General features: G+C 70.9%; 15 protein-coding genes. 4 read left to right on the top strand and 11 right to left on the bottom strand.

Annotation, left to right across the window (positions count from 1 at the left end; all coding sequences use genetic code 11):
* Entirely contained in the window at nt 1–3,393 is a 3,393-nt protein-coding gene (locus tag AB0O76_RS12365; protein ID WP_365488545.1) for an SAV_2336 N-terminal domain-related protein, read from the top strand.
* Between the two features lie 22 nt (nt 3,394–3,415).
* Here AB0O76_RS12365 and AB0O76_RS12360 read toward each other — a convergent pair whose 3' ends face one another.
* Together AB0O76_RS12360 and AB0O76_RS12355 are read right to left on the bottom strand one after the other, a co-directional pair.
* The gene (locus tag AB0O76_RS12360) at nt 3,416–3,877 is read right to left on the bottom strand and encodes a hypothetical protein (protein WP_365488542.1); all 462 of its coding nucleotides are present in this window, start codon (nt 3,875–3,877) and stop codon (nt 3,416–3,418) included.
* A gap of 105 nt (nt 3,878–3,982) precedes the next feature.
* Entirely contained in the window at nt 3,983–4,393 is a 411-nt protein-coding gene (locus AB0O76_RS12355; protein WP_266871568.1) for an organic hydroperoxide resistance protein, read from the bottom strand.
* A gap of 103 nt (nt 4,394–4,496) precedes the next feature.
* Here AB0O76_RS12355 and AB0O76_RS12350 point away from each other — a divergent pair, with 103 nt between their 5' ends.
* Entirely contained in the window at nt 4,497–4,967 is a 471-nt protein-coding gene (locus AB0O76_RS12350) for a MarR family transcriptional regulator (protein ID WP_365488539.1), read from the top strand.
* Between the two features lie 4 nt (nt 4,968–4,971).
* On the opposite strand, the gene AB0O76_RS12345 is transcribed toward AB0O76_RS12350, so the two are convergent.
* From AB0O76_RS12345 to AB0O76_RS12320, 6 genes are all read right to left on the bottom strand, one after another.
* Nucleotides 4,972–5,982 (bottom strand): ABC transporter substrate-binding protein, encoded by a 1,011-nt coding sequence (locus AB0O76_RS12345; RefSeq protein ID WP_365488536.1) that lies wholly within the window; start codon nt 5,980–5,982, stop codon nt 4,972–4,974.
* A 52-nt stretch (nt 5,983–6,034) separates the two neighbouring features.
* The gene (locus AB0O76_RS12340) at nt 6,035–6,808 is read right to left on the bottom strand and encodes an ABC transporter ATP-binding protein (protein WP_365488952.1); all 774 of its coding nucleotides are present in this window, start codon (nt 6,806–6,808) and stop codon (nt 6,035–6,037) included.
* Nucleotides 6,809–6,833: 25 nt separating this feature from the next.
* Nucleotides 6,834–7,973, bottom strand: a complete 1,140-nt coding sequence (locus tag AB0O76_RS12335; RefSeq protein ID WP_365488533.1) for an iron ABC transporter permease — start codon at nt 7,971–7,973, stop codon at nt 6,834–6,836.
* A gap of 310 nt (nt 7,974–8,283) precedes the next feature.
* The gene (locus tag AB0O76_RS12330) at nt 8,284–9,603 is read right to left on the bottom strand and encodes an MFS transporter (protein WP_365488530.1); all 1,320 of its coding nucleotides are present in this window, start codon (nt 9,601–9,603) and stop codon (nt 8,284–8,286) included.
* A complete protein-coding gene (locus AB0O76_RS12325) occupies nt 9,600–10,427 on the bottom strand; it encodes a DUF364 domain-containing protein (RefSeq protein ID WP_365488949.1) in 828 nt (275 codons plus the stop codon). The genes AB0O76_RS12330 and AB0O76_RS12325 overlap by 4 nt, the downstream gene beginning before the upstream one ends.
* Nucleotides 10,428–10,461: 34 nt before the next feature.
* The gene (locus AB0O76_RS12320) at nt 10,462–11,451 is read right to left on the bottom strand and encodes a pyridoxal-phosphate dependent enzyme (RefSeq protein WP_365488527.1); all 990 of its coding nucleotides are present in this window, start codon (nt 11,449–11,451) and stop codon (nt 10,462–10,464) included.
* 89 nt (nt 11,452–11,540) lie between these two features.
* Between AB0O76_RS12320 and AB0O76_RS12315 the strand changes: the two genes are divergently transcribed.
* On the top strand, nt 11,541–12,554 hold the full coding sequence (locus AB0O76_RS12315; RefSeq protein WP_365488524.1) for a kinase: 1,014 nt from the start codon (nt 11,541–11,543) through the stop codon (nt 12,552–12,554).
* Between the two features lie 341 nt (nt 12,555–12,895).
* On the opposite strand, the gene AB0O76_RS12310 is transcribed toward AB0O76_RS12315, so the two are convergent.
* Complete coding sequence (locus AB0O76_RS12310) at nt 12,896–15,886, bottom strand: BTAD domain-containing putative transcriptional regulator (RefSeq protein ID WP_365488521.1); 2,991 nt, start codon at nt 15,884–15,886, stop codon at nt 12,896–12,898.
* 298 nt (nt 15,887–16,184) lie between these two features.
* On the opposite strand from AB0O76_RS12310, the gene AB0O76_RS12305 reads away from it, so the two are divergent.
* Nucleotides 16,185–19,067 carry a hypothetical protein gene (locus tag AB0O76_RS12305; protein WP_365488518.1) on the top strand — a complete coding sequence of 961 codons (2,883 nt, stop codon included), beginning with the start codon at nt 16,185–16,187 and terminating at the stop codon, nt 19,065–19,067.
* Here the strand turns inward: AB0O76_RS12305 and AB0O76_RS12300 are convergent.
* Together AB0O76_RS12300 and AB0O76_RS12295 are read right to left on the bottom strand one after the other, a co-directional pair.
* Nucleotides 19,015–19,452, bottom strand: a complete 438-nt coding sequence (locus tag AB0O76_RS12300; protein WP_365488515.1) for a hypothetical protein — start codon at nt 19,450–19,452, stop codon at nt 19,015–19,017. The genes AB0O76_RS12305 and AB0O76_RS12300 overlap by 53 nt on opposite strands.
* Nucleotides 19,449–20,681 (bottom strand): hypothetical protein, encoded by a 1,233-nt coding sequence (locus AB0O76_RS12295; RefSeq protein WP_365488512.1) that lies wholly within the window; start codon nt 20,679–20,681, stop codon nt 19,449–19,451. Before AB0O76_RS12295 ends, AB0O76_RS12300 begins: the two co-directional genes overlap by 4 nt.
* Between the last annotated feature and the right edge of the window lie 2 nt (nt 20,682–20,683).

Here is a 20,683-nt window from a genome sequence, read left to right as displayed (position 1 = left end):
GTGGACCGCCGGGACGACAGCCGCCGGGACGACAGCCTGGGCGCCGCCCTGCAGGTCCTCAAGGCGGCGGGGCAGGACCTCGACGCGCAAGAGGTCCTGGATGTGCTGTGGCTGGCCAAGCGCCTCGCCGACGGTCCCGAAGAGCTGCCCCTGGCACGGGCGGGCCGCCACGGGCAAGGGCGTCCGGACGTGTCCGCCGCCGAGCCCGCCCCGCCCGGCGAGGACGACGGCGACGCCCCCGAACCCGGCACGCCCGACGCCGATCTGCCCGATCTCACCACGCCGGAACTGCACGCCGCGTCCCTGCCCCCACTCATCCCCGACCGCCCGGTGCCCCTGCCCCCGGACGACGAGCAGCCTGCGCTTCCGCTGCGCGTTCCCGAGGACAAGGCGCTCCGCCAGGAACTGCTCATCGGGCGTGCCCTGCGCCCGCTGAAGCGGAAACGGCCCAGCAGATGGCGTCAGGAACTGGACGAGGCGGCGACCGCGGCGGCCCTTGCCGAGACGCGGCTGCCCGATGTGGTCATGCGCCCGGCGCGCGAACGCTGGCTGCATCTGGCGCTCGTCGTCGACGGCGGCCTTTCGATGCTGCTGTGGCACCGGCTCGCCGCCGACCTGCGCACGGCGCTGCAACGCCTCGCCGCCTTCCGCTCGATCCGTGTCCTCGGTCTCGACACCCGTGGCCCCGACGCCCCGGTGCTGCACGGGCGGCCCTTCGAGACCGGTGCCTCCACCATGTCGCCGACCGTGCTGCTCGACCCGACCGGGCAGACACTGGTCCTGGTCGTCAGCGACGGCCTCGGCAGCGCCTGGCGGCGCGGCACCATGCACGACGTCCTGCTCGGCTTGGCCACCAGCGGTCCCGTGGCGGTCCTGCACACCCTGCCGCCCGCGCTCTGGGACGGTTCCGGGATCCAGGCCGACCGCTGGCAGGCCACCACCCGCAGACCGGGCGGCGCCAACACCTCGTGGGAGATCACCGACCGCGTACTGCCCGCGGGTGTGGCCGACTTCTCCGGCGTACCCATCCCCGTACTCGAACCGGCGGCGGATTCGCTGCGGGACTGGTCGCTGCTGCTCACATCGCCGGGTACCACCGTCGAACTGCCGCTCCTCGCCCGGCCTCAGCGGCACGCACCGATCACTCCGGGGCGTGAGGTACGTGGCATCCAGCACTTCCGTGACGCGGCCTCCCCGGAGGCGTACCGCCTTGCCGCGCATCTGGCCGCCGTCTCCCCGCTCTCCGTGCCCGTGATGCGGCTCGTGCAGTCCGCCGTCCCCTGGCGGGCCCCGGTCGCACAGCTGGCGGAGGTCTTCCTCGGCGGCCTCATGCATCCGTTCCCGGCCCCCGTGCCCGGACCGCTCCCCGCCAAGCACCGCATCTTCGACTTCACCGAGGAGAGCAAGACGGCGCTGCTCGACGCGGTGCCAAGCTCCGAACTGATGCGCACCGGCCGCGCGATCGGTCGCCGCCTGGAGCAACTCGCGGGCCGCTCACCCGACTTCCCCGTCTGGCTCACCCACCCGGAGGGTGCGGACACCGTGCCCGCCGCCTTCCATTCGTTCACCGCCGTCGAGCGCAGGCTGCTCGCGCGGTTCGGTGTGGCGATGCAGCCTCGCGTCCCCGCCTTCGATGCGCCGACCAGGGCTCGCGCGGAGCCGTGGTCGCCCCTGACGCCGCAGGACCCCCAACGCCTGGGCCCCTACCGGCTGCTGGGCCGCCGCGCGGGCACCCGCACCCTTGTCTACCTGGGCAGGAACGACGGCGGCGCCGAGGCGGCACTGCGGGTGGCCCGCCCCGAACTGCCCGTGGCCACCGAGCAGTTGCTGATCACCGAGGCCGAGGCGCTGCGCCGGATGAACGGACGGTACGCCCCTGAACTCCTCGCCTCCGGTCTCGAAGGACGCCCTCCCTGGCTCGCCATGCGGCTGCTCTCGGCGCCGGGGAACACGGATCTGCAGCCGCCCCGGCTCAATGAACTCCTGGCGTACGAAACCCCGGAGGGCACCGCCGCGTTCGACATTCTCACCAGCCTGCTGCTGGCCTGGCATCTGGCCAGCGCGGTGAGCATCTGCCATCTCAACAGTCTTGTGCCGGCCGGTCTCTCTCCCGACTCGGTGATCGTCCTTGAGCGGTCCGTGGTGCTCGTCGGCCTGTCGGACTGCGTCGTGGACGGTGAGTACTCCGGCGCGGGCGCCGCGCCGACACGCGAGGACAACATCAGGTCACTGGGCGAACTGCTGCGGCTGATCAGCAGCAAACGGCAGGCCTCGTTGCCCGGCCTGCCGGACGGCATGCACCTCTGGCAGGGAACCACCTGGGAGCCCCTGCGTGACATGGTCAAGCAGTGCCTCGACCCGGATCCGCGGCGGCGGCCGACCGCGGGGTCGGTCGCCGACCAGCTGGCCCGCTACGTCGCGATCGCCCAGGCCATGCGAGGCGACCGGCAGCCGTCCTCCGGACAGGTTCCGGCTTCTCCCGGCCGACCGGCCGAGCGCCCGCTCCTGGCGGCACGGCCGGACGGGGGCGGCACACCGACCCCTTCCCGTATCGGCCGTCGCAGTCTCCGCATCGACCTGGGCCTGGGCGGCGCCCGCGCCGCGCGCGAGCGCCGTCTTGAGCTGGTCCGGCGCCCGCTCACGTACAACAGACGCATCACTGTGGTCGGCGCCCACCCGAGCTGCGGCCGCTCGACCACCACCTTCATGCTGGGCTCGCTCTTCGTGGCGGTGCGCGGGGAGCCGGTCCTCGCCATGGACGGCGCACCGGCCAGCGGTGACCTGAACGACTATCTGGTCCACCAGAAGGCCGCGACTCCACGCGACCTCACAAGGCTGCCGCTGGACGCCGGATACGCGGACATCCGCCGTCTGACCAGCCTCGCTCCCACGGGCCTTGAGATCCTCGCGCACCGTGCCAGCTACGCCACACGCAGCCCGGCCTACGCGGAGGAGTACCGCCGCATCCTCACGATGACGGCCCGCCACTACCCGGTGACGCTGACGGACTGGGCGGCCCCCACCCGGGACCCCGCGCTCGACGTGGCCCTGGACACGGCCGACCGCCTGATCATCTGCTGCACGACATCGACCTTCTCCGTGGCCGCCGCCACCGAGCTCCTGGCCGACCTGCGCGTGCGCGGCCGGCAGGAGGCGGCGAGCCGGGCGGTGATCGTCGCGTCCCGCCTCGGCGGCATCGACAAGCCCCTCCAGGACTCCGAGATCGAGGACCGTTTCGCCGCCGACTGCGCCGGCACCGTACTCGTCCCGTTCGACCTGCACCTCTCCGAACACCGGGCGAAGGAACTCGGGCGCCTCAGGGCACGGACGGCGGAGGCGTTCCTGGATCTGGCGGCGCGAGTGGTCGTGGATCCGCGGGAGGCGGGGGCCTAGGGCCTGTCCGACGGGTCGGGCCCTAGGCCGCTTCCGGTGTCTCCGGCCGCAGCAGCGGATGCTTCACCCCGGGGAACACCCGGGCCCGGACCACCGGCTCCGCGGACGCGCCCTGGACCACCGTTTCGGCGATGCCCCAGGGGCGTCCGCGCAGGACGACGGGGATGGTGTACGAGGACGCGCAGCCCATGCAGTCGTAGCGGTCGGCCCAGGTCTCGACCTCGGTGCGGCTGCCGGGGAAGCGGGCCACGTGGCGGTGGCGGGCGTGGCAGTGGTCGCACTTCTCGCCGGGCTCGCACGTGCCGCCGCAGGGGCACGGGACGTCCAGGGTGGCCGCGGGGCGCCAGCGCTGGGTGCGGACGGCCTCGGCCGTGGCGCCCATGTCCTTCATCGACTTCAGGTTGCGGGCTGCCACGTTGTACGACTCGCCGGTCGCCGTCATCCGGTCCCGGATCACGTCCTTGCGTCCGCGGTTCGTCGTCATCTTCTCGGTCCTCCTGGGGTTCACGCAGCCCACCAGGAGGCCCATGAGATCGGTCCCTCTACGGTACCTGCCCGCCGGGTCCCGCTCCCTCGTCGTCCCTGTCCGCTACTCGATGACGAGCTCGACCTCGATGTTGCCGCGGGTCGCCTTGGAGTACGGGCAGTACGCGTGCGTCGCCTCGACCAGCTGCTGACCCGTCTCGCCCGCCAGCGCCTCCGGCAGCTCCACGCGCATCACGACCGCGAGGCCGAAGCCCGCGTCGTCCTTGCCGATGGAGACCTCGGCGGTCACCGAGACGTCCTTGGTGTCGACCTTCATCTCGCGGCCGACCGCGCCCATCGCACTGGCGAAGCAGGCCGCGTACCCGGCGGCGAAGAGCTGCTCGGGGTTGGTGCCCTGTCCATTGCCGCCCAGGGCCGGAGGCATCGCGAGCGCGAGGTCGATCTGGCCGTCGGTGCTGACGGCGCGGCCCTCGCGGCCGTTGGCGGTGGCGACGGCGGTGTACAGCGCGTTCATGAGTGTCCTCTTCCGTTGGTTGTCGCTCGGTGGCTCCGATCTAATGATTGCACACAATTTAATTGTGCACAACTGAATGGCGCATGCCAGGTACCCTGGACCCATGACGTCATCGCTGCCCGACGCGCTCAACGTGCCCGACGCCGAGCTGCTCCGCCTCGACCACCAGGTCTGCTTCTCGCTGCACGCCGCCTCGCGCGCCTTCGGCGGCGTCTACCGCGATGCCCTCAAGGACCTGGGCCTCACCTATCCCCAGTACCTGGTCATGCTGGTGCTCTGGGAACACGGCCCGCAGCCCGTCAAGGCGATCGGCGAGCGGCTGCGCCTCGACTCCGGCACGCTCTCGCCGCTCCTCAAGCGGCTGGAGACGTCAGGTCTTGTCCGGCGCGAGCGCAGCGCCGCCGACGAGCGCTCCGTGACCGTCCAGCTGACCGATGCCGGAGCCGAGCTGCGCGAGCGGGCTCTGCCCGTCCCGCGCCGGATCCTCGCCTCGACCGGTCTGACGGTCGAGGAGGTCCTTGCGCTGCAGGGACTCCTCGGCCGTCTGACGGGTTCGCTGGACGAGGCTCAGTGACGCCTCACCGCTTCAGTTCCCGCAGGTACTTTCCGAACTTCTCCAGGCCGTCGATGTTGCGCGGCCCGCTGATGCCCTCGTTGTAGTCGAGGACGAAGAAGTTGTTCTTCTTCACGGCCGGGAGTTCCTTGGTGTGCGGGGACTTCTTCAGGAAGTCGATCTTCTTCTTGGCGGGCATGTCGCCGTAGTCGAAGATGATGACGACCTCGGGCTCGGCCTTGGTGACGGCCTCCCAGTTCACCTGGGTCCACCGCTCGTCCAGGCCGTCGAAGATGTTCTTGCCGCCCGCGCTCTTGATGATGTCGTTGGGCGGGACCTGGCTGCCGGCCGTGAAGGGCTGGTCCGTGCCGGAGTCGTAGAGGAAGACCGGGACCCGGTCGCCCTTGGGAGCCTTGGACTCCACCGCGGTGACGCGCTTCTTGAGCCCGGCCACGACGTCGTCGGCCTTCTTCTCGACCTTGAAGATCTTGCCGAGGCGCTCCAGGTCCGAGTAAAGGGCCTTGAACGGCGTCACTTTCTCCGGGTACTTGGGGTAGTTGAAGCAGCTCTCCGTGTGCATGAAGCTCTGGATGCCGAGCTTGTCCAGGATCGCGGGTGTGATGCCGCGCTGGTCGCTGAAGCCGGAGTTCCAGCCCGCAACGACGAAGTCGGACTTGGCCTCCACGACGAGTTCCTTGTTGAGGAGGTCGTCGCTGAGCATCTTCACCTTGGCGTACTCCGACGCCCAAGGGGACTCGCTCACCGGCGGGTTGGCCGGAGGCATCACGTATCCGTGGACGTGCTTCGTCAGGCCGAGGCTGAACATCTTGTCCGCGCTGCCGCCTTCGTACGCCACCGCGCGCTTCGGCGTCGTGTACTCCACCGGTTCGGCGCAACGCTTGACGGTGACCTTCTTGGACGCCGACGCATCCGAAGCCTTGGAGTCCGAGTCGACCTCGGCTCCGCAGGCGCTGAGCAGCAGGGTGGCTGCCAGCGCGGATCCGAGTGCGGCGCGCTGCCGGGTGCTTCTGCGCATGGGTGTGATGCCTTTCAGGGGGGAAGGGAGAGGGGAGGGGGGAGGGGGGAGTTCAGAACGTGGGCGTGAGTGCGTACAGGAGTTGCGGATCGCCCGTGAGGGGGTGGCTGACGACCGTCGCCTTCACTCCGAAGACCTCGTCGATCAGCTCCGTGGTGAGCACTTCATCCGGCGTGCCCGTGGCCACCAACTCGCCCTGGGACAGCACCCCGATGCGGTCGCACGCGGCCGCCGCGAGGTTGAGGTCGTGCAGCACGACCAGGACCGTCAGGCCCGAGCCGCGCAGGAGCGAGAGCAGCTCGATCTGGTGGCGTACGTCGAGGTGATTGGTCGGTTCGTCGAGGACCAGGATCTGTGGCTCCTGGACCAACGCCCTTGCAAGGAGCACGCGTTGACGTTCGCCGCCGGACAGAGTGAGTACGCCGCGCTGGGCAAGCCGTGTGAGGTCGAGGCGGTCCATCGTCCGTGCGCACAGCTCCAGTTCGCGGCCGCTGAGTGCCTGGTTGCCGCGCAGATGGGGGGCGCGGCCCAGGGCGACGACCTCCTCCACCGTGAAGTCGAGGTCCACCGCGCTGTCCTGGGCCATCGCGGCGACGATCCGCGCGCTGTGGCGCAGGGACAGGCGGGAGAGGTCGTCGTCGCCGACCCGGACCACGCCGGAGGTCGGGCGCAGCGCGCGGTAGACGCATTTGAGCGCCGTGGACTTGCCGCTGCCGTTCGGGCCGACCAGGCCCACGATCCGGCCGGCGCCGACGTCCAGGGAGAGCTCCCGGACGAGTCGCTTCCCGTCGATGGTCACCGAAAGTCCGTCGAGCGCGAGTCCCATTACGGGTTCCATTGCTGGTTCCATCTCAACGCCCCCCGAAGACATAGCCCTTGCGCCGCATCAGTGCGATGAACACGGGTACGCCGACCAGTGCCGTGATGACGCCGAGCGGCAGCTCGCGCGGCGCCACCAGGGTCCGCGACACGAGGTCGACCCAGACCATGAACACCGCACCGACCAGCGGTGCGACGGCGAGCACCCGCGCATGCGTGGCGCCGACCACCATGCGTACGAGATGCGGCATGACCAGGCCGACGAAGCTGATCGCACCGCTCACGGCGACCATCACGCCGGTGATCAGCGAGGCGAGCACGAGCAGGCCTTTGCGGTGCCGGTCGGGGCTGACGCCGAGGCTCGTCGCGGTCTCGTCGCCGAGCGCAAGGACGTCGAGCGCCCGGCTGTACCGGTGCAGCGCGGCCGTGCCGAGCAGCACGGCGACGGCCACGACGGGCAGCGCACCCCAGGTGGCGGCGCCGAAGCTGCCCATCGTCCAGTACAGGACCATGCTGGTCGCCTCGCTGTCCGGCGCGAAGTAGATGATCACGCTCATCACGGCCTGGAAGCCGAGCGCCATGGCGACGCCGGTCAGTACGAGACGCAGCGGGGCGAGCCCGCCGCCGCGGGTCGCGGAGGCGGCGTACACCAGAAGCGATGCGACGAGCGCGCCGATGAACGCCCCCACGGACACGGCGTAGATGCCGAGCGCGGCGAGCCCGCCCGTGACAGTCACGGCGACGGCGCCCACCGAGGCCCCGGAGGAGACGCCGAGCACGAAGGGATCGGCGAGGGCGTTGCGCACCAGCGCCTGGATGGCGACGCCGACCGCGCTCAGCCCGGCGCCCACAAGTGCCGCCAGGAGTACGCGGGGTGTGCGGATCTGCCAGATGATCTGATACGTCGTCACCTCCCCGGCATCGATCTCGCCACCGCTCAGCGCGGCCCACAGCAGCCGGGCGGTGTCCCCCGGCGAGACCACGGCAGAGCCCATGCCGATGGCTACGACGACAGAGACCAGGAGAACGCCGAAGAGCACGACACAGGCCACCGCCAGACCCGCGCGGGTCGCGAGCCGGGCTTTGACACCGCCCCTGCCCGACGGCTCGGGAGGCGGCACTCCGTCCGCCGGGACGGCGGCTGCCGTAGGAGAGGTAGCGGGCGGTGACATGGGCGGTCGGGCCTCTCAGGTGGGTGCGGATACAGGGGAGTTGGGCGATCGATGTCCGAGCGGTGGACTGTGCCGGGGGCGTCGGCCTGTGGGTGGCGTGGATGGGTTCTGGGGTGCGGGAGTGAGTCGGGTGGTGTTCGGCGGCGGGATCGCCCTTCTTGCCGCCCGCCCGCGGCGGTGCGGACGGGTCCCCGGGGTGGGGGAGTCGGGTGGTGTCCGGGCGGTGGGACCGCGTCCGGGCCGTCCACCCGCGGCCAGGGTGGACGGACCCCGGCAGCGGAGAGGAGGGATGGACGGCCCGGGCGCGGAGCTAAGTGGCGGCTTCCGTCTCCTCCGTCTCCTCCGGCTCCCCCTCCTCCGCGGGGCCCGCCCGCAGCACCAAGGCCGCGGCGCCCAGTGCCACGACGACCAGCGCCCCGAACGCCGCCGCGATACCCGGATAGCCGGCGAGACCAAGGCCGAGGCCGCCCAGGGCAGCGCCCACGAAGACGCCGAGGCTCATACCCGCGGAGTTGACGCTCAGGGCGGCGCCGCGTTGCGTGCCGCAGCGGCGGACGAGCAGGCTGACCACGCACGCTGCCACGACGGCGTGGCTGGCCGCGTGCACGGACGTCATCGCGAGCGCCAGCGGCAGCCAGTGCGTGAAGTAGAAGCCCACGACCGAGACGAGCGCGGCGACCAGGCCGACGGCGAGGAGACGCTCGGTGCCGATGCGCGGCTCGGCGGAGTTCGTGAGCCGCCCCGTGAGGAGGTTGCTCACGAAGAACGACGCGCCGCTGAGCGTCCAGACGAACGCGAAGAGCCCGGGGTCGAGTTCGAAGCGGTCGTCGTAGTAGGCCGCCAGATAGGAGAGGTAGCCCATGAAGACGGCCGTGCGCAGGAGAGCGATGAGGAGGAGCGGTACGACACCGGGGATCGCCCCGAGCGCCTTGAACGAGGCGATATAGCCCATGCGTTGGGCATCCCCCCGCTCCTCGACCGGCTTGTTCCTGCCGCGTACGAAGAAGACCGCGGCGAGCAGCAGCGACACACCTGTCACGGCGAACAGGTCGCCCTGCCAGCCCCAGAACACCGCGGGCAGCGCGATGACGGGCGCCGCCAGCATGGCCGTCATCGACTGCGTCGCCGTGACGAGCGTCGCCGCGCGCCCCGCCGCCTTTCCGGAACCGAACCGGTCCGCGGCCGCGGCTGTCAGCGCCGGGTTGAGCACCGACGTACTGGCGCCGACGAGCAGGCAGAACACGGCGAGCAGGATGAAGTCCCCGCTCGCGCCGAGCGCCGCCGACAGGCCGAGCGCGGCGAGCCCGCCCGCGGCGGCCCACTCCTTGCGCACCCGGTCGATCAGCGGCGCGAGCGCGGTGCCCACCAACAGGGCCGCGAGACCGCCGAGTCCGCGAAGACCGCCGAGGGTGGCGACGCTGCTTTCGGCGTCCTCGGCCATCGGAACCAGATACGTACTGAAGACGGTGAACGGCAGCAGTCCGACCGCGGACGCGACCAGGACGGGCCACAGCGTGCGGGCCATCCGCAGATCGCCGGGCAGCGCCTCATCGGCCGCATCGGCCTTGTCGGCCTTGTCGGTCCGGGAATTGACCGCGGAGCCCTTGGAGTTGACCGAGTCGACACTCACGCCGACTCCCGGTAGCGGTACATGGGCGTCTCGTCGGCGCTGAACTGCGAGAACGTGAAGGGCTCTGCGTTGAGCCCGGTGACCCCGCCGGGCAGGAACGCGCGGGCCACGGCGCTGCCGCTCTGCGCGTACACCACCAGCGGCACCTCGTGCTCGCGGCAGTGCGCGAGGATCAGGTCGAAGGTGCCGTTGCTCAGCGTCATGCCGGTGGCGACCACGGCGTCGGCCTCCTTGAGCACCTCCGTCATGTCGTCCGTGATCTCGTCGCCCCATTGGGTCGTACGGAGATTCAGATCGCAGGGGAGGCACACGCCGCCCCGTTCCCGTATCGCCGCCACCAGCGGATTGACCACGCCGATCAGTGCGACCTTCGCGCCCGGCGTGATGTCGAGGAGCCCGGCGATGGACGCGTCCCGCGCCTTCGCCCGGACTTCCGGGGTGCCGGTGGGCAGCATGACGCGCTCGGCGCGTGCGTCGTCCCGGTGCGGGTTCACCTGCGCGAGATAGGCGTCGAGCGCGGCGATGCGGACGGGCGCGGACTCGGCGCGCAGCAGCTTGCCGAGCGTGTGCCCCGAGGCGTTCTCGCAGAAGTCCGGGGCGAGTTCACCGGCCTCGAAGGAACAGGCGCCGAAGGCGGTGCCGACCCGGAGCAGCAGATAGTGGTTGTGGTACGTGACGTCGCCGCCCGCGAGGCGGGTGGTGTTGTACAGCCAGAACGCGCTGGTGACGGAGAGGTCCTCGGGGTCGGGTCCGTAGGCGCCGGCCAGGACGGCTTCGGTGAGTTCCGCGACGCTGCGGGGGGTGCGCGGCTCGGGGCGTGACATAGGGGGTTCTCTCAATTTCAGATGGTGGATACGGTCAGGAGAGATCGCGCCAGGAAGTGGTCGACCAGGGGTGCCTCAACTCGTCGAGTGAGGTGATCTCATGGGGTTTCAGGGTGTCGATGTCCTGGGCGTCCGCGTGTTTCGCGTACGCGCTGTCGACATAGCGGTGGCCGGTGTCCGCGGCGATGAACACGTACGTACGGGAGCCGTCGCGGCGCTGTTCCCAGAGGGTGGACAGATAGGCGGCACCGGTGGAAAGGCCGGCGAAGATCCCGCTGTTTCTGAGCAGCGATACGGCACCGGACAGGGCGCTGTCGAAGTTCACCCAGTGAATGCGGTCGTACGCGTCGTGCCGGACGTTCTTGAATTCGATGGCACTGCCGATACCGGCAATGATCATGTCCGGGTCGGACACCTGCTCCGAGCCGAAGGTGACACTGCCGAAGGGCTGCACTCCGACGAGCGAGACGTCCCGGCCCGCTTCGCGCAGATAGCCGGCGATGGCGCCGGTGGAGGCCCCCGAGCCGACGCCGCCCACCAGGGCGAGCGGCCCTGCGGGGACCTCGGCGTCGATGGTCTCGGCCACGTCGCGGTAGCCGTAGTAATGGATGTCGTCGTGGTACTGCCGCATCCAGTGGTACGTCGGATTCGCCTCGAGGATCTCGGCGATGCGCCGTACCCGCAACTCCTGGTCGAGCCGGAGATTCTGGGACGGCTTCACCTGTTCCAGGGTGGCGCCGAGTATTTCGAGCTGCACCCGCATGGTGCGGTCCACGGTGGTGGAACCGACGATGTGGCACTTCATTCCATAGCGGTGGCAGGCGAGTGCAAGGGCTTGTGCGTAGATTCCGCTGGAACTGTCGATGAGGGTGTCGCCGGGTTTCACGGCACCCGAATCAAGAAGGTGCCGGACCGCTCCGAGCGCCGAATAGATCTTCATCGTCTCGAACCGGAGGCAGACCAAGTCCGGTCGCAGGGATATGAGATCGGGCTTCTTCACGGCTTCGGCTATGTGGTCGTGCAAGGCCTGCCCCCTGTCGGTCGTCGAGCCGAGAGCATCACACTAGATGAAAATGATTGTCAAGACGGTTAGGGCTGTGGCAGCCTGTGGGCGTGGAGACCCGTGAAGTCGAGAGGGAGCCTGTGAATCCGTCCCTGAAGATCGCGCCGCGGCCTCGCTCGTCGGGCGGGGGCGCGGCCGGAATCGGAGTCGGCACCGCGTTCGGCACCTTCGGCGAGCTGCTTCAGGGCGTGCTGCCGGAAGCGGACGGGGACTTCCTGGTGACGCTGCCGGTGGCGCGCTGGACGATGGCGACGTTCCGCCAGGAGTCCGGCAGGTCGGCCGAGCTGACGGTCTGGCCGCCCCGCAAGACGAAGGCACTCCAACTGGCCCGCACCATCAGCGAGTTGGCGGCGGACCGAACCGGTGCCCCCGTCGGTGGCACCCTGACCATCAACAGCGTGATCCCGGAGGGCAAGGGCCTGGCCAGTTCATCGGCCGACCTGGTCGCGACGGCGCGGGCGGTGGGTCAGGCGCTGAAGGTGGACATGCCGCCGTCCCGCATCGAACGGCTCCTGGCGCGCATCGAGCCCACGGACGGGGTGCTCTACCCGGCGATCGTGGCCTTCCATCACCGCAGCGTCCGGCTGCGTGCGATCCTGGGCTCGCTCCCCGTCATGACCGTGGTGGGCATCGACGAGGGCGGCTCGGTCGACACGGTGGACTTCAACCGCATCCCCAAGCCGTTCACCCTGGCCGACCGCCACGAGTACGCCCGTCTCCTCGACCGTCTGGCCTGCGCGGTCCGCCGCCGCGACCTCGCGGAGGTCGGCAGAATTGCCACGCGCAGCGCCCAGATGAACCAACTTCTGCGCCACAAGTGGTCGTTGGAGCCGATGCGGGAGATCTGCCGGGAGGTCGGCGGCCTGGGCGTGGCCGTCGGCCACAGCGGTACGACACTGGGCATCCTGCTGGACACCCGGGACCCGTCCTACACCCAGCGGGTCAGCGAGGCCGCGCGGGCGTGCGGGGAGTTGGGGGGTGGGGTCTCGGTGTACCGGACGTTGAGCTTTCCCCGAAAGTTCCCCCGGACGGGAGTGCCGGAGGAGTCGGCGACGGCGGGTTGATCCCGCCGCCGGCCGGAGGTGCGTGTCAGGTACGGGCGGTCGTGGTCGAATGAGTCACCGTGGGAGAGTGGTCATTCAGGGCCATTGATTCCGTTGAGGACGGAACCATTGAAGGGATGCAGATAGCCATCCCCACTGCCGCGGCGACGAGCAGTCCGTTTCTGACGGCTCGCTTGATGGTGCCATCTTTCATCGTTGCGATTTCTCCAGGAGATATCGAGGGATGCGGGAAGCGTAATCGCTGCCCCGGCGCGAGTTGTATCGCACGTAGATCAAATCGCGCAAACATCCGCACGGCTTGCCGCTGATCTGGTACTGGAGATCCGGCGTTGGATAAAGCGTCAAGAGAAACGTTCCGCTGTAGTCCCGGCGACAGCCGCCAGGCTCTCCCGCGCTCGCGCCGCCTCCTCCGCCGCCCCGATCCGGTCGGCGGTCGCGATCGCGGAGTTGAGATGTTCGGCCGCGGCCGAGGCATGTCCGAGCCCGTGCTCGGCGAGGCCGAGGCCGTGCAGCGCCTGGGTCTCCTCGTGGGCCGAACCGATGCTCCTTGCCAGGTCCAGGGCCCGCCGGTGATGGGTGCCGGCCTCGCGGAACCTGCCCGCCGCGTGCAGGGCGCTGCCCATCACCTGCAGGGTGTTCGAGGCGTTGCGGCGGTCCCCGAGCCGGCGGAACGTGGTGAGTGAATCCCGGTAGAGATCCAGCATCGCGGTCAACTCGTCCGGCGAATTCATGGTGTTCGCCATATTCACCTGAGTGATGGCCCGCTCTGCTTGGCTGCCGGATTCACTGAGGATGGCGAGAGCCTCATGCAGATGGTTCCGTGCCGATTCGAGGTCGCCGTTCCTGGAACGCAGATCGGAGAGATTGTTCAGTACCCGGGCTTCTTCGCGAGCGTCTCTCGTCGCACGGAATCCCATCAGCGCGGCGTTGAAGTTCTCGTCGGCGCTCCCGGAATTCCCGAGATAGAGATGGGTGATGCCCAGATTGTTCTGGGACCGGGCGATCTGCCACAGGTCACCGGAACCGAGGCGCAGGCCGAGGGTCTCGTTCTGGTGGGCGAGTGCCTCGGCGAGGTCGCCCAGGTTCCAGTGCAGTACGCCGAGCAGATGCAGCGCTTCGGCCTTGGCCGTGGTGTCGCCGGTGTCCTCCGCGAGCCGGCGGGCCCGGCGGGCGGCGGTGAGCGCCGGCTCGTAGCGGCCGCAGTGCGATAGGACGGCCCCGAGGTCGAGCAGCGCGTGCGCCTCTGCCCGGTGCTCACCCGAGTCGTGCCAGTGCTGCGCGGCCGATTCGTGCATGCGCCGGGCCTCCGCCGCATAGCCCTCCTCGACGAGAAACGCCGCAAGGGCGTCGGCGAGCAGCGCGGCCTCATGGGGGTGCCCATGCGTACGGCAGTGGCGTTCGGCCGCGATGAGCCCGGCGCGCTCGGCCGTGAGCCACTGCCGCGCGGACGTCGGGTTCGGCCAGCCCGGCACCGGCACTTGACCGGGGCCGGGGCCGGGGCCGGGGCCGGGACGGTCCGGTCGGGGCGGTCCTGCGCGCAGCCGGCGGGGATAGACGATGCGGTCCGCGGCATCGGATGCCCGAATATAGAAATCGATCAGTCGATGCAGGGCGATTTCGCGCACCTCGGGTGGATCCTCGGAAGTGGCGAGGGTGCGGGAGTATTCGCCGAGCAGATCATGAAATGCGTACCGCTCCGGTGAAGGCTCCTGAATGAGGTGGGCGTCCAGGAGTGATTCAAGGACGCGTTCCGCGCCGTCGACAGGAAGATCGGCGAGCGCCGCAGTCCCGAACGGATCTATGTCCGGGCCCAGTTGGAGGCCGAGGAGTCGGAAAACTGTTTGCTCTTCGCTGGTGAGTGTCTGATACGAGACTTCGAATGCGCGGGCCACCTCTTGGTAGCCGTCCCGGAATTCCTTCAGCCTGCCGTGGCCGTGGGTCAGTCGGTGCAGCAGATGGGCCGTGGTCCAGGCAGGGCGGGAGACCAGGCGCCCCGCGGCGAGCTCGATCGCGAGAGGGAGGTGCCCGGAGAGCCGGACGATGTCCGCGACTTCGTTCGCCTTGGTGGTGCGCTCCTCCCCGGCGAGGCGACGGAACAGCGCGATGGCGTCGTGCGGTGGCAGTACGTCGAGCAGCACGGACCGGACGCCCGGGAGCCCGGTGATCCGGCGGCGGCTGGTGACGATGAGCAGGGAGGGGGAGGGCCCTGGCAGCAGCGGCCGCAGTTGCTCGGGGCCCGCCGCGTCATCGAGGACGATGACGGCGCGGCGTGTGCTGAGGAGAGTGCGCCACAGGGTGATGAGTTCGTCCAGGTTGTCGGGAAGCGCGGTCGCCGGAACGCCCAGGGTCCGCAGTAGCGCGGTGAGGGCGGCCTGCGGGGTCAGCGGCTCCTGGCCCAGGGAGTGGGCGCGCAGGTCCAGATGGATCTGGCCGTCGGGGAAGTGCGGGCCGAGGCGTCCGGCGGCGTGCACGGCGAGCAGGGATTTGCCGACGCCCGCCATGCCGGAGATGGTCTGCAGCGCGATGACCGCGCGTGCCGCATGCGGTTCCGGCGGCGCGGTCGACTCCCGGATGATGGCGGCCAACTCCGTTTCCCTGCCCACCAGTTCCGCGTGGCTCGGCAGGGTGCGGGGCGCCGCCACCGTGGGCTCCGGGGCCGGCAGGAGCTGCTTGACCGGCGCCCCTTCGAGGATGAGCCGGTGCAGCCGGGTCAGCGCCTCGCCCGGGTCGGTGCCGAGCGCCTCGCGCAGGTGGCGGCGGACGGTGTCGTAGACGCGCAGGGCCTCGGCCTGGCGTCCGCAGCCGTAGGACGCGGTCATGAGCATCCCGGCGAGTGTCTCGTCGCTCGGGTGCTGATCGAGCAACGCGGCGACATCGCTGACGAGTTCGGCGAAGTGCCCCCTGCGCAGCTCGATGCCGATGCGGGTCAGCTGGGCGGCGAGACGCTGCTCCATGAGGCTCGCGCGGACTCGTTCCGCCCAGAGTCCGGGAAGTCCGGCGAGCGGCTCGCCCCGCCACAGCTCCTCCGCCTCCCGCAGCAGTGCGAGGGCCTCGGCGTCGTCGCCGTCGTCGGCCAGGGCGAGGGCTCTGTCCGCCAGCTGCTTGAAGTGGTGGCAGTCGACGTGCTCGGGGCGTACGTCGAGTGTGTACGTGTGGGCGTGCTGGACGAGGCGCTCACCGCCGTCGAGGGCGCGGAGTCTTCGGCGGATCCTTGCGGCGTAGGCATGCAGGCTCGCGCGCGGCTTGGCGGGTGGGGACTCGTCCCAGAGCCGGTGGATCAGGGTGTCCAGGCGGACCGGCCGGCTCGTGTCGAGGGCGAGAGCCGCGAGCATCAGGCGTTCCTTTGCCGATCCGAGGGCATCGGGACGTCCGCCCGTCCGCAGTTCGACGGGACCCAGGACGCGAATCCTCAAGTCCACCAGTGCCCCCGTCCGCCGGTCGGCCTGTGCTGTGGGTGGCGTCAAAGAATCCCATGAGTTCAAAAACGTTCAAATAGCGGTGCAGGGCAGTCATGTTTATTGGCTGATTTTGGCTCAATCGTTCGAGTTGGCTTGCCATTTGGTCTGGAGGGAACGGCCGACGGGTAGGGGGAGTCGGTGGGAGCCGGGAGAATCGGCGAGAGGCGGGGGAATGGACCAGGTGACGGCCGCGGAATTGTCAGCCGCCCTCACTCTGGCCGCGCCCCGGTCGCGTGCGAGACGTGCCCTCCTTGACCGGATCGACCGGATCGACCGGATCGACGGGATCGACCGGATCGACGGGATCGACGGGAACGACCGGACGCATGAGCTGGCGACGCCCGCCACGGCCTCGCTGGTACGAGCGTGGGCGACGGCGCGGAGCGGGCCGAGCGAGGGGGACGCCGTCCGGGAACTGGCCGATGCGCTCGCCCGGGAGGCGGCGCGGTGGCCGTCCCTCGCCGCAGAGTTACGGGACTGGCTCACCAGCGATGCGTCCGCCGGCTCCGGGAGACAGGTGGACAACACCATCGCGTCGTCCGCCCGGATCGGGGGACCCGTGGTGCAGGCCCACGACATCCATGGCGGCATCCACATCCACTCGGAACCCGCCCTCCGCACACCGCCGGACCGCGCGATACCACGCCAACTACCCCCCGTACCCGCCCACTTCACCAACCGAAGCCGGGAACTCGCCGGGCTCGACCGGCTTGCCCGCTCCGTCGGGAGCGGTCCCGTGCTCGCCGTCATCAGCGGACCGGCCGGAGTGGGCAAGACCACGCTGGCCCGCCGCTGGCTCATCGGCCTCAGCGACTCCTTCCCCGACGGACAGCTGTACGCCGATCTGCGGGGCCACTCCGGCGGCGGACCCGCGCGCCCCGGTGAACTCCTCGGGGAGTTCCTGCGCGCGCTCGGCCATGAACAGATCCCGGCGGAGCTCAACGAGCAGGCGGCGCTGTGGCGTTCGGCGACCGCGGGCGCACGCATCGCCGTACTCCTCGACAACGCGGTGAGCGCCGCGCAGGTCCGGCCGCTCCTGCCGGGTGCGCCGGGCGCGCTGACGGCGGTGACGAGCCGCGCCCGGCTCACGGGCCTGGGGATGGACGGGGCGGCCTTCCACCCGCTGGAGGTTCTGGGCACCGGCGACGCCGTGGAGCTGCTGCGGCGGCGTATCGGTGCCGACCGGGTGGGCCGGGAGCCCGAGGCTGCGCTGACGGTGGCCAGGGCCTGCGCGGGCCTGCCGCTCGCCGTGTGCGTCGCGGGGGCACGGGTGGCGGCCCGGCCCCGGCAGCCCCTGTCGGTGATGGCGGGGGCGCTCGGCGATGACGGTTCGGAGGCGCTGGACGCGCTGTGGGTGGAAGGGGACTACGCGGTGCGAGGTGCCCTCGACGAGTCGTACCGCCTGCTCGATGCCGAACTCGCTAGCTGCTACCGGAGATTGGGACTCGCGCCGGTCGCCGTCCTGAGCGTTCCGTTCGCCGCGGCGGCTTGCGAGGTGTCGCCCGCCGAGGCCGAGCGGGTGCTCGACGAGCTGGCGGAGGTAAATCTCATCGAGGACCTCGGTCCCGCGCCCGTCACCGGCCAAGGCCGGTACCGCTTCCACGACTTGGTCCGCGCGCACGCGACGAGAGCCGCGGAAGAGGCGGAGACGCCCGCCGAAGTCGAGGCGACGGTCCGGCGGGTCGTGGACTTCGGTCTGTCGGCGGCGACGGCAGCGGAGGCGCTCCTGACCCCCAGCCACCGCACCCTGCGCCGCGCGTACGCGCGGCCCGTCACACAGCCGCCGCCCTTCGACGACGCGCCGAGCGCCCTGCGCTGGCTCGACGCCGAACGGGCACAGCTCATGGCCGTGCTGCGCACCGCTGCAGAGCGGGGCTGGCACGACTCCGTGTGGATGCTCGCCGACGCGCTCTGGCCGCTGTTCCTGCGGCTGCGCCCCTACGACCTGTGGATCGAGGCCCACGAGACCGGACGCGATGCGGCCCGTCGGGCCGGAGACCGCCGAGGTGAGAACCGCATGCTCACCTCGGGCGGCGCGGGACTGCGCAACGTCGGCCGGCACGACGAGGCCATGGACTGGTTCGGCCAGGCACTCGTCCTCGCACGCCAGGACGTGGCCCGACTGACCGCCGAACAGCCAGGCGATGATGGCGCTGAGCGGTTGGCCGCCGGACGGCCGGGTCAGGAGGGCGGTGAGCGGTTGGCCGCCGGACGGCCGGGTCAGGAAGGCGCTGAGCGGTTGGCCGCCGGGCAGGTGGGCCGTGAAGGCGGCGAGTGGCTGCTCGCCGATCAGCCAGGCGCTGATGGCGGTGAGCGGTTGGCCGCCGGACGGCCGGGCCGTGAGGGCGCTGAGCGGTTGGCCGCCGGATGGCCGGGCCGTGAAGGCGGCGAGCGGCTGCCCGCCGAACAGCCGGGCCGTGAAGGTGCTGAGCGGCTGACCGCCGGACGGCCGGGCCGTGAAGGTGCTGAGCGGCTGGCCGCCGAACAGGCGAGCCCCGGCCGCGTCGAGCGGCTGGGTGTCGCGCGTAAGGCCGAGGCGCAGGCCCTGCACGGGCTCGGGCAGACCTGTCGTCTTGCAGGCCGACTCGCCGAAGCCACCCAGCACTTCAGCCTCGCCCTCGCCCTGCGGGAGGACATCGGTTATCGGCGTGGCGCCGCGCTGACCCGGCTCTGCCTGGGCGACGTGGCCCTGGCCGCCGACCGCCCCGCCGACGCCCTGCCCGAACTCACCCGCGCCCGCGCGGAGCTGCTCGCCGTGGACGACCCCTACGACGCGGCCCGCGCCCTGGCCTTCCTGGGGCGCGCCCTCGCACGCGTCCCAGGCGCCGACTTCGCTCACGCTGAGGCCCAACTGCTTCAGGCTCTCGTCGAGTTCGAGGTCACCGGCTCCGTGCACTGGCAGGGCCGCGTCCTGGAGATGCTCGGCGAAGGCGCAGCGGAACGGGGTGTCCCGGAGCGGGCCAGGGAGTGGTACGTCCAGTCCCTGGCCCGCTATGCGGCGGTCAGCGCGACCGACACCCGCCGCCTGGAGGAGCGGCTGCGGTCCCTGGGGTGACCAGTGCTGCGTACAGCGCCGATGCGAGACGTACGGCGGCCAGTGGGTGAGGTTCCGCGCCGGCGGGAGGCGGCGGGCCGATCACGACCTGAACGCCGGAACGGACGCGGGCCACCCAGTGCTCGTCCCGGGCGGGGACCAAGGCGGGCACCAGGGCGAGCACGCAGCCCGGATGGCGGTCCAGGATCTGGCGGGACAGTGCCGTCGCCTCGGCGAGCGGCAGCCGCGGACGGATCGCGTACAGGACATCGGCGCACTGCCGCCAGGCGCCGCCCCCGTCGTCACCCCTCGGCTCGTCGAGGCAGACGATCACTGGCTTGTCGGGGTAGGCGATCACCTGCTCGTCGAGGCTGCCGTGTCCCTTCCCGGCCACCGCCCCGCTCACGCCGGCACCTCGCCTCTCGCCGCCTCCGCCCAATTGCCGGGCAGCGGCAGGGAAGGCAGATCCGGGGCATAGGCAGGTTCGCCCAGGCCGAGCAGGCCGTACATCAGGCGTCGCGCGTTGCGGCCGAAGCGGCCGGGCTCGGACGAGATGCGGCGGGCGATGCGCGCGTACTCCTGCGCCGGGTACTCGGCGCGTGCGTAGGCGAGCTGCTCCGGCAGGGGGTGGGCGGGGGAGAGGGCGGGCGCGGTTCTGGCCAGTTCCGCGCCCGGGGACGCCAGATCGACATCGGCGGCGGGGAAGCGGGCCAGCAGGATCGCCGCCCGGGTCAGCGTCGCGTACAGGGTGACCGAGCCGTGGTCGCCGATCACCCAGTCCGCGGCGATCAGCGGCGGCCGCCAGTCGGCCTCCGGAGGGATCACCACGATCCCCCGGCGGCGGGCCGCCGAAAGCCAGGACCGCACCTGCCAGTCGCCGTGCCCGGACCAGACGTTGGGATGGACGAGGACGGCGATCAGATACCGGTCGGGCGGGAGTTCCGTCAGGAGCCGGGGCAGCAGGGCGTCGAGCCGGTTGAACGACGAGCCGATCCCCCAGGTGGAGGAGACGAGGAGCAGCTTCTGGCCGCGGCGCACGCCGAGTGCCGCGCGGTAGCGGCGGCGCAGCGGAAGGCTCGCCACGATCCGGTCGTGGGTCGCGTCACCGACCACCTCGGCGACCGGCAGCGCCTCGGGGCAGGTCCTGGCCAGCGTCGCCAGGTCGTCGCGGTGCGCGAGTGCCACCGCCCGCGGCACCACCTTGCCGTCCCGCATCAGGTACTGGCGCCCCATCCCGCCCACGGTCCGCGGCGCCCCCGGGTGCCGGTCGTCGCCCGTGCGCGAGAGCTTGTTGTGTCCCGCGCCGTGCGGCAGCCGCACCAGCGGGCCGCGGAGCTGCTCGATGCCCTGTGAACCGGCGGCGAGCACCAGGTCGTACGCGGTGCGCAGCGCCGCATCCCACGGCAGGACAGTGCTGTCCAGGCCGTGCAGGGAGCGCTCGGCCCCGGCGTTGAACGCGTGTGGCGCGATGGTGAAGTCGACCTGGACGCGCAGATCGGACTCCAGGAGCGGAAGCAGATCCCGCAGGCGCCGGCCGTACACCTCGGTGTGGATGACGACCAGGACGCGTTTGCAGCCGGACAGGGTGAGCCACTGGGCCGACCCCGCGCTCCCTGAGCTGATGTCAGATGACATTG

The organism is Streptomyces sp. NPDC086554 (assembly GCF_040686095.1).
In the GTDB taxonomy this organism is placed as follows: Bacteria; Actinomycetota; Actinomycetes; order Streptomycetales; family Streptomycetaceae; genus Streptomyces.
The sequence above is the reverse complement of the archived record's forward strand: the minus strand, read 5'-3'. Positions and strand labels throughout refer to the sequence as shown.

Coding starts and splice junctions, on each gene's coding strand:
- AB0O76_RS12360 (WP_365488542.1), bottom strand. CDS start 3,877: ATGACGACGAACCGCGGACGCAAGGACGTGATCCGGGACCGGATGACG.
- AB0O76_RS12325 (WP_365488949.1), bottom strand. CDS start 10,427: ATGTCACGCCCCGAGCCGCGCACCCCCCGCAGCGTCGCGGAACTCACC.
- AB0O76_RS12345 (WP_365488536.1), bottom strand. CDS start 5,982: ATGCGCAGAAGCACCCGGCAGCGCGCCGCACTCGGATCCGCGCTGGCA.
- AB0O76_RS12355 (WP_266871568.1), bottom strand. CDS start 4,393: ATGAACGCGCTGTACACCGCCGTCGCCACCGCCAACGGCCGCGAGGGC.
- AB0O76_RS12305 (WP_365488518.1), top strand. CDS start 16,185: ATGGACCAGGTGACGGCCGCGGAATTGTCAGCCGCCCTCACTCTGGCC.
- AB0O76_RS12335 (WP_365488533.1), bottom strand. CDS start 7,973: ATGTCACCGCCCGCTACCTCTCCTACGGCAGCCGCCGTCCCGGCGGAC.
- AB0O76_RS12350 (WP_365488539.1), top strand. CDS start 4,497: ATGACGTCATCGCTGCCCGACGCGCTCAACGTGCCCGACGCCGAGCTG.
- AB0O76_RS12295 (WP_365488512.1), bottom strand. CDS start 20,681: ATGTCATCTGACATCAGCTCAGGGAGCGCGGGGTCGGCCCAGTGGCTC.
- AB0O76_RS12340 (WP_365488952.1), bottom strand. CDS start 6,808: ATGGGACTCGCGCTCGACGGACTTTCGGTGACCATCGACGGGAAGCGA.
- AB0O76_RS12310 (WP_365488521.1), bottom strand. CDS start 15,886: ATGCTCGCGGCTCTCGCCCTCGACACGAGCCGGCCGGTCCGCCTGGAC.